The organism is Radicibacter daui, assembly GCA_030657355.1.
In the GTDB taxonomy this organism is placed as follows: domain Bacteria; phylum Pseudomonadota; class Alphaproteobacteria; order Radicibacterales; family Radicibacteraceae; genus Radicibacter; species Radicibacter daui.
In genome coordinates this window covers 3,291,272-3,304,498 of the sequence record CP131056.1, presented here as the reverse complement: position 1 = coordinate 3,304,498, position 13,227 = coordinate 3,291,272, and the positions used below count along the sequence as shown (strand labels likewise).

General features: G+C 64.3%; 10 protein-coding genes and 1 pseudogene. 3 read left to right on the top strand and 8 right to left on the bottom strand.

Features of this window, described 5'->3' with window-relative positions:
• Positions 1 to 133: 133 nt before the first annotated feature.
• Positions 134 to 1,588, top strand: a complete 1,455-nt coding sequence (locus QTL98_RS15485) for an FAD/NAD(P)-binding protein (RefSeq protein WP_445679367.1) — start codon at positions 134 to 136, stop codon at positions 1,586 to 1,588.
• A gap of 56 nt (positions 1,589 to 1,644) precedes the next feature.
• Here QTL98_RS15485 and QTL98_RS23450 read toward each other — a convergent pair.
• Positions 1,645 to 1,722, bottom strand: a pseudogene (locus tag QTL98_RS23450) (SDR family NAD(P)-dependent oxidoreductase); the annotation flags it as partial.
• A gap of 148 nt (positions 1,723 to 1,870) precedes the next feature.
• Between QTL98_RS23450 and QTL98_RS15480 the strand changes: the two are divergent.
• Together QTL98_RS15480 and QTL98_RS15475 are read left to right on the top strand one after the other, a co-directional pair.
• Complete coding sequence (locus tag QTL98_RS15480) at positions 1,871 to 2,221, top strand: hypothetical protein (protein ID WP_445679366.1); 351 nt, start codon at positions 1,871 to 1,873, stop codon at positions 2,219 to 2,221.
• Positions 2,214 to 2,567 carry a hypothetical protein gene (locus QTL98_RS15475; RefSeq protein WP_445679365.1) on the top strand — a complete coding sequence of 118 codons (354 nt, stop codon included), beginning with the start codon at positions 2,214 to 2,216 and terminating at the stop codon, positions 2,565 to 2,567. The genes QTL98_RS15480 and QTL98_RS15475 overlap by 8 nt, the downstream gene beginning before the upstream one ends.
• Positions 2,568 to 2,621: 54 nt before the next feature.
• On the opposite strand, the gene QTL98_RS15470 is transcribed toward QTL98_RS15475, so the two are convergent.
• From QTL98_RS15470 to QTL98_RS15440, 7 genes are all read right to left on the bottom strand, one after another.
• Positions 2,622 to 3,314 carry a response regulator gene (locus QTL98_RS15470; RefSeq protein ID WP_445679364.1) on the bottom strand — a complete coding sequence of 231 codons (693 nt, stop codon included), beginning with the start codon at positions 3,312 to 3,314 and terminating at the stop codon, positions 2,622 to 2,624.
• Complete coding sequence (locus tag QTL98_RS15465) at positions 3,311 to 5,995, bottom strand: DUF4118 domain-containing protein (RefSeq protein ID WP_445679363.1); 2,685 nt, start codon at positions 5,993 to 5,995, stop codon at positions 3,311 to 3,313. The genes QTL98_RS15470 and QTL98_RS15465 overlap by 4 nt, the downstream gene beginning before the upstream one ends.
• A 7-nt stretch (positions 5,996 to 6,002) precedes the next feature.
• Entirely contained in the window at positions 6,003 to 6,590 is a 588-nt protein-coding gene (gene kdpC, locus QTL98_RS15460; RefSeq protein ID WP_445679362.1) for a potassium-transporting ATPase subunit KdpC, read from the bottom strand.
• 13 nt (positions 6,591 to 6,603) lie between these two features.
• Positions 6,604 to 8,625, bottom strand: a complete 2,022-nt coding sequence (kdpB, locus tag QTL98_RS15455) for a potassium-transporting ATPase subunit KdpB (protein WP_445679361.1) — start codon at positions 8,623 to 8,625, stop codon at positions 6,604 to 6,606.
• A gap of 35 nt (positions 8,626 to 8,660) precedes the next feature.
• Positions 8,661 to 10,367, bottom strand: coding sequence for a potassium-transporting ATPase subunit KdpA (kdpA, locus tag QTL98_RS15450; RefSeq protein WP_445679360.1), 1,707 nt, complete (start codon positions 10,365 to 10,367; stop codon positions 8,661 to 8,663).
• A 65-nt stretch (positions 10,368 to 10,432) separates the two neighbouring features.
• A complete protein-coding gene (locus tag QTL98_RS15445; RefSeq protein WP_445682166.1) occupies positions 10,433 to 10,516 on the bottom strand; it encodes a potassium-transporting ATPase subunit F in 84 nt (27 codons plus the stop codon).
• 216 nt (positions 10,517 to 10,732) lie between these two features.
• On the bottom strand, positions 10,733 to 12,949 hold the full coding sequence (locus QTL98_RS15440) for a bifunctional diguanylate cyclase/phosphodiesterase (RefSeq protein WP_445679359.1): 2,217 nt from the start codon (positions 12,947 to 12,949) through the stop codon (positions 10,733 to 10,735).
• Positions 12,950 to 13,227: the final 278 nt, after the last annotated feature.

Sequence of the window (13,227 nt, the reverse complement as noted above, 5' to 3'; positions counted from 1 at the left end):
TATTCGATATGAGCGTCAAATTTCACTTCCTGATTCGTTATTGCCTATACTATACCAAGTCAATAGGGTTTAAGGTGTAACGCAGGGCGATGCCTTGGGCATCCCGGATCACGACACCCGGAAGGAGCGAGTGATGGACGAGCATCTGCCTGGGACACAGGCGAGGCGGGCCGGTGAACTACCCCGGCCTGTGCGGCGCAGCGGCGAGGGAGTATCCATTGCCGTGGTCGGCGGCGGCTTCACGGCGGCGGCAGTTATCGCCGCGCTGGCACGCTCGGTTTCGGCCGGGCTCACCCTTCAGGTCTTCGAACCCTCTGGCCAACTCGGCAAGGGGCTCGCCTATGGCCGCTCCAACGCGCACCAGCTACTCAACAGTCGGGCGCTCAATGTCGGGCTCGATCCGACCCGTCCGCGCGACTTCATCGACTGGTTATTGGCCAATGACTGGGAGGGAGCTGCCACCAGTGCCGGGGGCGGTTCGCTGGAAGCCTCGTTCGTGCCGCGCGAGGCCTTTGGCCGATTCGTGAATGAGCGGTTGCTGACAGGCGTCGCCGCTCATGGCGATCTCGATCTGCGGCTGTTCGCCGAAGCGGTGACAGCGGTGCACCACCGGACCGAGGGCTTCGATCTGACGCTTGCCTCCGGAGCGCATTTTACGGCCGACATCGTCATGCTCGCGACCGGCTACGGGTCCCGCCGGAGTGCCGGCGGGCATTGCGGCGATGTTTATGACGAGAGTGCCTATGAGGGGCTGCCACAGCAGGGCTCGGTGGCTTTTCTTGGTACCGGCCTCTCGATGATCGATGGTCTGCTGACCCTTCGCCGGCAAGGTTTCCAGGGGGCGGTGACCGCGATCTCCCGCCGGGGCCTGCTGCCTCGCCCGCATGCCCGCACGGCACCCACCCGGTTTGTGCCCGATCTGGCGGGCGTTGCCTCCATGAGCGCGATCCTGCACCGGCTGCGCCAGGCGACGCGGCAGGCCGAAGCGCAAGGTGAGGTCTGGCAATCCATCATCGACGGGCTGCGCCCGCATATCGCCGGACTGTGGCAGGCACTGGACGGGCGCGAGCAGGCGCGGTTCCTGCGTCATTTGCGGGCCTACTGGAATGTCCACCGTCACCGCGTGCCGCCCCAGATCGGCCGGAAGCTGGAGGATGAAGTCCGTAGCGGCGCCCTGCGTCTCGTGGCGGGGCGGGTCTCCCGCACGCACCCTCTTTCAGAAGGCGGGCTCGGGGTGATCTATCGTCCGCGTAGCACCCGGCTGGAGTTCGAGGAGCGGTTTGACGCTGTTTTCGATTGTCGTGGTACGGCCCCCGACACGGGCGGCGTGCTCGAAAGGCAGATGGTTGCCGAGGGGCTGCTGCGCCGCGACCCGCATAATCTGGGTTTTTATGTCGACGCCACAGGCAGGGCGCGTGATTCCATCGGAGCGCCGGCGGATGATCTCTTTGCCCTCGGCCCGCTCGGTCAGGGCTCTTTGCTTGAAGTCACCGCCATCGGTGAAATCGTGGCGCAGGCGGATCGGGCCGCCCGCCATATTGCCGCGCTCATCGCCGCCCGCCGGGGCCGCCATCGCGGCATCGGGTGAAGCCTGCCGCTATTCCCCTCTGAACCGGTACCCCACCCCGGACTCCGTCAGGATGAGGCCCGGGCGATACCGAGGCCGATGCCCTTGGAAGCGCCGGTGATGACGGCGACCTTGTCTTTAAGCTGCAGATCCATGGGGCGCTTTGCCTTCACTTACGGTTGCTTTTTAAAGTCCCTTAATTCCCATGTGTTGTATTTTTATGAAAAAGATGAGCCGCTCGTGCATTGATGTAAACACGCACTTTCTGTATTATTTCTAAATGATTAGTTATTTTGGTGTATTATGAATGTGACTGTTGGTGGAAGAAGGCAGATAGAGACTGCGACTTTGCAAGTCCCTTCTGGTGAGGATGCTTGGGTTGAATTTTCTGTAGATGGAATTGACATTAAAATAAACGTAAAATTTGCAACTGATGATAGGAGTGACGGGGGGAGGTTTGAATTTACTTCTCCGGAAGGTTATGGTGTTCTTACTATATATAATTTAAATAGTAATCTTCCTATGTCTTCTATGAATCCATTTTTGATATGGAGTAGAGATGGCAGGGAAATTCTAATAAATTTTTCCGGATATGATGTGCAGGGGTTTAAATTTCTAGTGATCTCCTTTTTCTGGGGTGGGCGGCATGAGTGACGGATTTGTTCCTGCCAGCGCCCCTATTAAAGCGGTTCATGGAAATTTGTCCCAGGAGGTTATACAGATAACTGAGGATAAGCTTCTTTTGATATTGACGAATCACATCAGGGATGTGGAGGCGAGAAGTGCATGGATTTTACCGCTTGGATTTCTGATATCTATTGTCGTAACCTTCGTTACGGCTGATTTTAAAAAATTTATATTTGAACCATCAGTTTGGCAGGCAGTTTTTTTTGTTTTTGGCGTAATTTGTTTTGTGTGGCTTGTTCGTTCATTATGGAGAAGATCTAGTGCGCCATCGCTGGAGAATTTAATGGAGAAAATAAAAGGTTCCGATACTTGATCGCTGAATGTTCCAAATATACTGAAATGCGTTATTAAGTTTAAGGTTCAATAACTATTCTACCCCGAACCGGTACCCCACCCCGGACTCCGTCAGGATGAGGCGCGGGGTAGCCGGATCATCCTCCAGTTTCTGGCGCAGCTGGCCGATGAAGACGCGCAGGTACTGCACGTCCTCCGCATGGGCGGGCCCCCAGACGGCGGTCAGCAGCTGCTTGTGCGTCAGCACCTTGCCGCCGCCTTCGGCCAGCAGGGCCAGCAGGTCATATTCCTTGGGGGAGAGGCGCACGGCCTCACCATTGCGGGTCACAAGGCGCAGGGTCAGATCCAGCTTGAAGCCGCCACGCTCGATGACGGGCTTTATGCCCGCCCGCTCGATCTTGTGGCGCAGGGCGACGCGCAGCCGGGCCAGCAGTTCGCCGACGCCGAAGGGTTTTTCGACATAATCGTCGGCGCCGAGGTCGAGCGCGTCGATCTTTTCCGTCTCGCGGTCACGGGCGGAGAGGATAAGGATCGGGCCGTCATAAAAGGCGCGGGCGCGGGTCAGTACCTCCTTGCCGTCCATGTCCGGCAGGCCGAGATCGAGCACCACGGCATCGGGTGCCCGGCGGGCAATTTCGGCAAGGCCCTCGCGGCCGGTCATCGCCTTGACGGGCTCGTACCCGCTGGCAGCGAGCGCCGGCTGGAGGAAGCGCTGGATCTGCGGTTCGTCGTCGATGATGAGGATACGCGGGCTGTGCGCGGTCATGCGGCGGCTTCCGGCGGGGTGGCGGGTTTTGGCAGGCTGATCAGTACGCGGGTGCCGTGCCCGTCATGAATGGGGCTGGCGGCGGCAATCTGTCCGCCCATGGCTTCCACAAAACCCTTGGAGATGGCAAGGCCGAGGCCGGAGCCCTTGTGGCGGTCGCTTGGCTCCTCCAGCCGGTGGAATTTCTCGAACACCCGCTCCAGCTCCGCCGTCGGCACGCCGCGCCCCTCATCCTCGATGCTGATGACGATACCCCGCCTGTCCTCATAGGCGGCCACTTCGATGGCGGTGCCATCGGGGCTGTAGGCTATGGCGTTTTCCAGGATGTTGACCACCGCCTGTTCGGCAAGGCCCGGATCGGCCTGGATGAGGGACAAGTCGGCCGGGAAGTCCCGGTCGATGCGGCGGTTGCCGGCCCGGCGCTGTACCCGCTCGATGGCGGCGGCCAGCACGTCGCGGATATCCGTCCATTCCTGCCGGGTGACGAGCGCGCCGCCTTCCAGCCGCGTCATGTCCAGAAGGTCGCCGACATAGCGGCTGAGGCGTTCGGCCTCTTCCCGGATGCTCAGCAGCAGGTCTTGCCGCGTGTCGGGCTCCAGCACCGGTCCATAGTCGAGCAGCGTGGTGGCCGAGCCGAGCACGGTGGAGAGCGGCGTGCGCAGGTCGTGGCTGATGGAGTTGAGCAGCGCGGCGCGCAGCCGGTCGCTGCGGCGCAGCGCTTCGGCGTCGGCCGCATCGGCGGCAAATTCCGCCCGTTCCAGTGCGACGGCGCCCTGGTCGAGCAGTGCCGTGAGGTAACGCTGGGCTTCCGGGGTCAGCGCGGCGCTATGCTCTACCCCCACCACGCCGGCCCGCACGCGCGAGCCTTGCAGCGGATAGAAGGTCCGCGGCAGCTGCGGCAGCGTGCCGGTGCCGGCGCCCGCTACCTCGCCGCGCTCCCACGCCCAGCGCGCCGCCGTCATGGCCGAGGTGCCGAGCGGTGTGAGGGTGGGGGTGCCGGCCACGGCGGCGATTTCCCCGCCCTCGGGCAGCAGCACCGTCGTCTCTCCGCCAACGCCGGCCGAAACATGGTCGGCGATAGCCTGCGCGACCTCGCCTTTGGTCGTGGCGGCCGAAAGGCGGCGGCTGACGGCAAGTAGCGAGGTGATGGCGGCGGTGTGGCGCGACAGGGCGCTTGCCTGGTCGCGCACCCGGCCGGCAAGCCCGCCGGTTGCCAGCGCCACCGCCCAGAAGGCGAAGAGGGCGAGCAGGTTGGCCGGCGAGCCGATCCAGAAAGTGTAAAGCGGCTCGATGAAAAGAAAATTATAGGCGAGGAAGGAGGCCGTGGCGGCCAGCAGGGCCGGGCGCAGGCCGTGCAGCACGCCGCTGGCCAGCACGGCGGTCAGAAACACCATGCTGAGATCGGCATCGGCAAATCGCGCCTGCAGGAGATAGGCAATGCCGGTGGCGATGGCCACGAAACCGGCGCTGGAGAGATAGCGCCGCCAGTTGACCCCTGCGGCCAGCCGGGGGCGACGGGGCAAGGCCGGGGCCTGCTCCTGCGGGGCCTCCGTCACCACATGCAGGGCAGCGCCCGTGCTGTCCTCCAGCAGGGCCGCGGTGAGCGAGGGGCGGCCGAAGGGCCGCCGCCGCTGGAAGCGCCGGTTGCCGACCAGAATCTGCGTCACGTTGTTCTGGCGGACATAGGCCTTGACGCTGATGACGATGTCTTCGCCCGACAGGATCAGCGCGGCGGCCCCCAGCTGTTCGGCCAGCTTGAGGGCTGTGCCGAGATGTTGCTGCGCCCCTTCATCCAGCACCGGATGGCTCGGCCGTTCAACATGCGCGACTGTCCAGGGGGCATCGCCGATCATGTCGGAAAGCCGCCGCCCGGCACGGACGAGGGAGGAAGACGCGGCATCGGCGCCGATGAGCACGAGGATACGCTCGCCCGCCGCCCATGGCCCTTCGACCCCGGCGCGCTTCATCGCGCCCACCAGTTGGTCATCCACCGTCTGTGCCGCGCGCCGCAGGGCAAGCTCGCGCAGGGCGGTGAGGTTTTCGAGGCGGAAGAATTTTTCCGACGCGAGGCGGGCGGTTTCCGGCACGTAAACCTTGCCGTCGGCAAGACGGCGCCGCAGCTCCTCCGGCGTCAGATCGATCAGCTCGATCTCGTCGGCGGCCGAAAGTGCGTTGTCGGGCACCGTTTCCAGCTGGCGCACGCCGGTGATCTTCCACACGACGTCATTGAGGCTTTCCAGATGCTGGACGTTGAGGGTGGTCCAGACATTGATGCCGGCATCCAGCAGCTCCGCCACATCCTGCCAGCGTTTGGGATGGCGCGAGCCGGGGGCGTTGGAATGGGCATATTCATCGACCAGCAAGAGCGCCGGGCGGCGGGCTATCGCCCCGTCGATGTCGAACTCCAGAAGGCTGCGGCCCCGGTGTTCCATCGGCTGGCGCGCCATCACCTCCAGCCCGCGCAGGAGCGCCTGCGTCTCCTGCCGGCCATGACTTTCCACCACGCCCACCACCACATCCTCCCCGGCGGCTTTGGCCCGCCGGGCCGAGCGCAGCATCTCGAACGTCTTGCCGACGCCCGGGGCCATGCCGAGAAACACCTTGAGCCGCCCGCGACTGGCGCGGGCGGCTTCTTCAAGCAGTGCGTCCGGATCGGGACGCAGGGGCTCGCCGGTGGTCATGGTTTCTCTATTGAGCCTCGCCAGAGAGACTGTCGAGCAGCAGATTGGCCTTCAGCACGTTGACGCGTGTCTGGCCAAGAAACCCGAGCAACGGTCCACGGGTGGCCGCCTTGAGGGCCGCATCGACCTTGCCCACCGGCAGGTTGCGTGCGGCGGCGATGCGCGGCACCTGCAAAAGGGCGTAGGCCGGGCTGATATCCGGGTCGAGCCCGGAGGCTGAGGTGGTGACGGCATCGGCGGGCAGCGGATAGTCCGCCGGCAGGTTCAGCTCCGTGCGCAAGGTTGCGGCGCCGTCCGCGATACGGCTCGCCAGGGTGTCGCTGAGCGGCCCGAGATTGCTGCCGCCGGAGGTTGAGGCGTCATAGGCGGCGGCAAGTGCCGAGGGGCGCGGATGCAGATAGGCCGGGGAGTTGAAATTCTGCCCGATGAGGGCGGAGCCGACCGCCGTGCCGGAACGATCCCTCACGAGGCTGCCATTTGCCTTTTCCGGCATCAGGGTCTGGGCGATGCCGGTGATCGCCAGCGGGTAGGCGAGGCCGAGCAGCAGGGTGAAGAGGACCATGCTGCCAAGGGCGGGTCTTATATAAGTGCGCATGTGTGAGGGCCTCCTAGATGATGCCCAGGGTGGAGACGAGAAGGTCGATGAGCTTGATGCCGATGAAGGGGGCAACCAGCCCGCCGAGCCCATAGACCAGCAGGTTTCGCGAGAGCAGCCTTGCCGCCCCCACCGGGCGGTAGCGCACGCCCTTGAGAGCCAGCGGGATCAGCGCGACGATGATGAGGGCGTTGAAGATGACGGCGGAGAGGATGGCGCTTTGCGGGCTTGCCAGCTGCATGACGTTGAGTGCGCCGAGCGCCGGCAGGGCGCCGACGAAGAGCGCCGGCACGATGGCGAAATATTTGGCGACATCGTTGGCGATGGAGAAGGTGGTGAGCGCGCCGCGCGTGATCAGCATCTGCTTGCCGACCTCCACGATCTCGATGAGCTTGGTTGGATCGCTGTCGAGGTCGATGAGGTTGGCGGCCTCGCGTGCGGCCTGGGTGCCGGACTGCATGGCAACGCCCACATCGGCCTGGGCAAGGGCAGGGGCATCGTTGGCGCCGTCGCCGCACATGGCCACCAGCCGGCCTTTGGCCTGCTCGGCGCGCATCAGCCGCAGCTTGTCCTCCGGCGTCGCTTCAGCAAGGAAATCATCGACGCCGGCTTCCGAGGCGATGGCGGCGGCGGTCACCGAATTGTCGCCGGTAATCATCACCGTGCGCACCCCCATTCGGCGGAGATCCTGAAAACGCTCCTTCACGCCCGGTTTGATGACGTCCTTGAGGTGAATGACGCCGATAAGGCGGTCATTCTCGCTGACGGCAAGCGGGGTGCCGCCGGAGCGGGCGATGCGGTCGACGGCGGCGGCGAAGTCGCGCGGGGTGTCGCGTTCGGTGATGCCAAGCTGCTTTAGCACCGCATCCACCGCACCCTTGCGCCAGACCGTGGGGCCCGCCTCAAGGCCGGAAAGGCGGGTCTGGGCACTGAAGGGGATGGTGATGGCGCCGTCCGGCCGGACGGCGGAGATGCCCTGACCTTCGGCAAAGCTGACGATGGAGCGGCCCTCCGGCGTCTCGTCCCCGAGGGAGGACATGAGGGCGGCCCGCAGCGCGGTGTCGGCGGCAATGCCGCGCAGGGGGATGACCTCGCTTGCCATGCGGTTGCCGAAGGTGATGGTGCCGGTCTTGTCGAGAAGCAGCGTGTCGATATCGCCCGCTGCCTCCACGGCCCGGCCGGAGAGGGCCAGCACGTTGAATTTCAGGAGCCGGTTCATGCCGGCAATGCCCACGGCCGATAGCAGGCCGCCGATGGTGGTGGGGATGAGGGTGACAAAAAGGGCCCCCAGCACGACCAGCGGGATGGCAACGCCGGAATAACGGCCAAGGCCGAGCAGCGTCACCACCGCGATGAGGAAGATCAGCGACAGGCCGGCGAGCAGGACGGCAAGCGCCAGCTCGTTGGGTGTCTTGCGGCGGCCGGCACCTTCCACCAGCGCGATCATGCGGTCGAGGAAGCTGCTGCCTGCTGCTGCCGTGACCCGCACGCGCAGCCAGTCCGACACCACGGTGGTGCCGCCGGTCACCGCCGAGCGGTCGCCGCCGCTCTCGCGGATGACAGGCGCGCTCTCGCCGGTGATGGCGGCCTCGTTGACGGACGCGATACCCTCGACGATCTCGCCATCGGCGGGGATCAGGTCACCGGCTTCAACCAGCACCACCATGCCGGGCTGCAGCTCATGGGCCGGGGTGAAGATGATCTGGTCGTCGGTGATGACCTTGGCGCGGGTGGTGACGCGGGAAGCGCGCAGACTGTCGGCGGCGGCCTTGCCCCGCCCTTCGGCGATGCTTTCGGCGAAATTGGCAAACAGCACAGTGGCCCAAAGCCAGCCGGCGATCTGCAGGGCGAAACCGGCAGGCTCGCCGGCGGTGATCTGTCCGGCGGCCGACAGTGTGGCAAGAGCGGCCACCCCTTCGGTCACCAGGATCACCGGGTTGGCGAGCAGGCAGCGGGGGTTGAGTTTGCGCCCCGCGTCAAGCGCGGCGCGGGTGAGGAGGCCACGGTCAAGCCGGGCCGTTTTCGAAAGAGCCATGATGATGTGTGTTCCCGTCTTGGGGAAAAAGCCGGTCAGGGCCTGAGGCTGGCGAGCAACTGGAAGTGCTCGGCAAGCGGGCCGAGGGCGAGAGCGGGGAAGAACTGCAATCCACCCAGCACAAGGATGACGCCGAGCAGCAAGCCGCTGAAAAGGCGGCCGGACGCCGGCAGGGTGCCCGCTGTGGGGGCAAGGCGGGGCTTGGCCGCCAGCGATCCCAGAATGGCCATCACGGGCACGATATAGCCAAAGCGGCCGAGCAGCATGGCAATGCCGAGCGTGGTATCCCACCAGGGGGTTGCCGCCGTCAGGCCGGCAAAGGCCGAGCCGTTATTGCCGCCCGCCGAGGAGTAGGCATAGAGGATCTCCGAAAGGCCATGCGGGCCGTCCGTGAGCAGGCTTGAAAGTGCGGCCGGCAGCACGGCGGCAAGGGCCGAGAAACCCAGGATGGCAAGCGGCAGGATGAGCACCGCCAGCATGGCGTACTGGATTTCCGCCGCTTCCACCTTCTTGCCGAGATATTCCGGCGTGCGGCCCACCATCAGGCCAGCGACGAAGACGGCCAGCAGCGCCATGACCAGCATGCCGTAGAGGCCCGAGCCAACGCCGCCCGGCAGGATTTCGCCCAGCTGGATGAGGAACATCTGGATGCCGCCGGAAAGCGGCATGAAGCTTTCATGCATGGCGTTGACCGAGCCGTTGGAGGCGCCTGTGGTGAGCGCCGACCACAGGGCCGAGGCGGCGGTGCCGAAGCGATATTCCTTGCCTTCAAGGTTCTGCCCGGCTTCCACGCCGGCCTTGAGGAGGCCGGGCACGGTCTGGTTTTCCAGCCCATAGATGGCGACGGCCGCCGCTGCCACCAGCAGGAAGGCGACGATCACCAGAGAGGCTGCTTCCTTGCGTGCCCGGGCCATCCGGCCAAAGGCGATAAAGGTGGCAAAACCGAGCGCGGTAATGCTGACGGCCTCGATGAGGTTGGAAAGCGGGTTCGGGTTCTCGAACGGGTGGGCGGAGTTGGCGTTGAAGAAACCGCCGCCATTGGTGCCGATCTGCTTGATGGCTTCCTGGCTGGCGACGGGACCCAGCGCGAGCGTCTGCTGAGCGCCTTCAAGGCCGGTGACGGTTACGGCGGCGTGCAGTGTCTGTGGTACGCCGGTTGCAACCAGCGCCAGTGCCACCACGATGGAAAGCGGCAGCAGCACATAGAGGGTGATGCGCACCAGATCGACCCAGAAATTGCCAAGGCCGACCTCACGGTCGCCGGCAAAGGCGCGGGCGGCGGCGGCGGCAATGGCAAGGCCGGCGGCAGCGGAGGTGAAATTCTGCACTGCAAGACCGGCCATCTGGCTGAGGAGGCTCATCGTCGTCTCGCCGCCATAGGACTGCCAGTTGGTGTTGGTGACGAAACTGACTGCAACGTTGAAGGCAAGATGCGGATCCAGGTTACCGAACCCGGCCGGGTTCAGCGGCAGGAAGCCCTGCAGGCGCAGCAGGGCATAAAGCAGCACGAAGCCAGCGACCGAAAAGGCGATGACGGAAAAGCTGTAGCCCTTCCAGCCCTGCGACTGCTCCGGGCGGACGCCCAACACCCGGTAGATGCCGCGTTCAACCGGGTTCAGCACCGGCGTCAGCCAGGTGGTCTCACCGGCCCAGATGCGGGCCATATAAAGCCCCAATGGCCATGCCACCCCGACGCTGAGGCCCAGCGTCAGGGCGATCTCGGCCCATCCTCGCAAATCCATGGCGAGGGTCTCCTTGAAAGATCGCTAAATGTCGGGAGGGGAAGCCGCGCTTCAGGCGTGCTTCCTCAGAATTTCTCCGGCCGCAGCAGGGCGGCCACGAGATAGAAGGCGATGGCGAGGGCCGCCAGCGCATAGAGCGCGGCGATCACGGCTGCATCCGTGCCAGAAGGCGCACATAAAGCGCCATGGCGACAAAGAGGCCGAGGCCCAGCGCCAGATAGAGAAGATCGGTCATGGGGCGATGCCCTCCTTGAACTGTCCGGCTTCGACAGTAGGAGCGAGGGCAATCAGGGTTCGACGGGGAAGGTGCCCGCGCCGCATAAGGAAAAAATAAAGGCCGGCCCGCAGCGGGCGGTTTGCCGAAGCTAGACGGCGAGGCCGAAATTCTGCTGCCGGGCGATGCGCTCCAGCATCTGAGCCTCACTCAGCGGGCGGGAGAGGTAGTAGCCCTGCAGGCTGTCGCAACCCATTTCCGCCAGCAGGGTCTGCTGGCCGGCAGTTTCCACACCCTCGGCGGTCGTGCGGATATTCATCGCCTGGGCCAGCTGGATCAGGGCCGAGACGATGGCGCGGCCGTTCGTGGGGCGATCCAGGCCCATGATGAAGCTGCGGTCGATCTTGATGCGGTCGACCTTGAATTGCTGCAGATGGCCGAGGGATGAAAAGCCGGTGCCGAAATCGTCAAGGGCGATGCCGAAGCCCAGATCGCGCAGGGTCCGGATGGTGCGGTTGCACTCGCCGGTGCGGTCGATCATTGCCGTTTCCGTCACCTCGATCTCGAAATTCCGCGGCGAAAGCCCGTATTCGGCGAGGGTCGCGGCGGTCCGGTCGGCATAACCGGCGCGGCGCAGTTCGACCGCCGAGGCATTGACGGAAATGATCAGGTCCGGCCACTGCCGTGCCGCAGCACAGGCGCGGCGCAGCACATAGGCGTCGATTTCCTCGATGAGCCCGCATTGCTCGGCAATGGGAATGAAGAAGGCCGGCGATACGGGGCCGCGCTGCGGATGGAACCAGCGCAGCAGCACCTCCATGCCGGTGATCCTGTCGCCAGCGGCATTGAAAACGGGCTGGTAATGCGGCACCAACTGGTCTTCGGCGGCAAGGGCAAGCCGCAGCTCCGCCTCAAGCTGCCGACGCTCGCGCAGATGTTCGTCCTGCTGCGGCTTGAAGCCGACATGGCGGTTGCGCCCGGTGGTCTTGGCGTAGTCGAGGGCGATCTCGGCCTGGCGTTCTATTTCCTCGCGGGTTACCTCGGTTGCCGGGGTGAGCGTAAAGCCGGCACTGAAGGTAACCGTGATCGGCTCATCCTCGACAAGGAAGGGAGCCCGCAACGCATCAAACAGGCGATTGCAGAAACATTCCGCCTCGTTTTCATCGGCAACGCCGGACATGAAAAGCCCGAACTGGTTGCCGGCGATGCGGGCAATGATGTCGGTATCCCGCACAAGCGCACCAAGCCGTGCGCCGACGGCGCTGATCAGGCTGTCGCCGGCCAGATGGCCATAGATCTCGTTGACCTGCTTGAAGCGGTCGATATCGAGGTACAGCAGGCAGAGGGGCGCCTGATCATGCCCGGTGTCTGCAAGCCGGCTGTCTATTGCCTTCTGGAACTGCAGGCGGTTGGGCAGACCCGTCAGCAGGTCGTGCGAGGCCAGATGCCTTGCCCGGGCTTCGGCCCGTTGCTGGCTGACGAGCCGGCGGCTGAGGATATAGAGGAATGCCTCGACGACCATGGCGATCAGCGCCGTCAGGGCTGCCAGAACGAGGGTCATCCGGTCGAGGATGGCATGCCCCGGGCGCCAGGGGCGCCACACGAAATAACCGAGCGTGTTGCCTGAAGCCGTCTGCAGGGCAATCGACGCCTCGCCCGATCCCTGTGCGGCTGTGGGTGAAAAACGCGGCTCTAGGATCATGTAGCGCTGGCTGGCCATGGTGAGGAAATCGCCGTCCACGAACCGCAGGGCGATGTGGGTATATTCCCGCCCTGGCTCCTGCTCCAGTTCCTCTTTGCCACTGTCGGTTACGACAGGCTTGGCGCTGATGACGGCAGGCCGTCCGGTCACGATGCAGAAGTCGGAGGCACCCTGCGTCAGGATGCGATCGGAAAGGCCGTCGCTATCCTGCTCGCGCTGTTTTTCATGCAGGCCGGCTACCAGAGGGTCGGCACAGGCGGCGATCCGGTCATAATCCTCCGGCGGTTGCCGGGCCTCGTCATCGAAGGCGTAGAGCGGGGTGTCGTCAGGAGACAGCACGAAGGCGGCATCGTGGCCGAAATAGCTGTGCATCCAGCTGCCGAGGTTGATATCGACCCAATCAAGGTCGCCCTTGCGCAGATTGGTGACGGAATCGTCCCAAACGGTCACGCTTTCCTGATCGTGAGCAATGCTGGCGCGGATATCGCCCACCGCCATGGTGAAAAGGTGGGTCTGACGATCCAGAGCCACACGGTCGGACTCACTGGCAGCGATTTGCAGGATGAGTTGTGCGGCGATGCCAATGGCAGCAATGATCAACAGGGCCGGCAGGCTTCTGTTGAGGAAAAAAACACGCGCTGAAAGGGCACGGGTTTCCGACTGCATCAATGCTGTTCCCCGGATGCGGGCATTCCACAATGCCCCGAGATGGCTCCGCCTTAGGGACTATTGCCCTCATCCGGAGAATGACGTGTGAGGGGGCTTTCAGCCAAATGCGCATAGGGTCAGGAGGCCGGAGCCGGCCACCTGTACCAAGTGAGCAGTTTGCATAACGGGGCATGAAGACGAGTGCTGTGGTGCAAATTGGCGTGGGCGAGCATCGTGGTTAGACGGCACGGTCCGGGCTCGGGCATAAGCAGGAGTGGATGCCGCCGACCGCCCTC

Coding starts and splice junctions, on each gene's coding strand:
- QTL98_RS15485 (WP_445679367.1), top strand. CDS start 134: ATGGACGAGCATCTGCCTGGGACACAGGCGAGGCGGGCCGGTGAACTA.
- QTL98_RS15480 (WP_445679366.1), top strand. CDS start 1,871: ATGAATGTGACTGTTGGTGGAAGAAGGCAGATAGAGACTGCGACTTTG.
- QTL98_RS15475 (WP_445679365.1), top strand. CDS start 2,214: ATGAGTGACGGATTTGTTCCTGCCAGCGCCCCTATTAAAGCGGTTCAT.
- QTL98_RS15470 (WP_445679364.1), bottom strand. CDS start 3,314: ATGACCGCGCACAGCCCGCGTATCCTCATCATCGACGACGAACCGCAG.
- QTL98_RS15465 (WP_445679363.1), bottom strand. CDS start 5,995: ATGACCACCGGCGAGCCCCTGCGTCCCGATCCGGACGCACTGCTTGAA.
- kdpC (WP_445679362.1), bottom strand. CDS start 6,590: ATGCGCACTTATATAAGACCCGCCCTTGGCAGCATGGTCCTCTTCACC.
- kdpB (WP_445679361.1), bottom strand. CDS start 8,625: ATGGCTCTTTCGAAAACGGCCCGGCTTGACCGTGGCCTCCTCACCCGC.
- kdpA (WP_445679360.1), bottom strand. CDS start 10,367: ATGGATTTGCGAGGATGGGCCGAGATCGCCCTGACGCTGGGCCTCAGC.
- QTL98_RS15440 (WP_445679359.1), bottom strand. CDS start 12,949: ATGCAGTCGGAAACCCGTGCCCTTTCAGCGCGTGTTTTTTTCCTCAAC.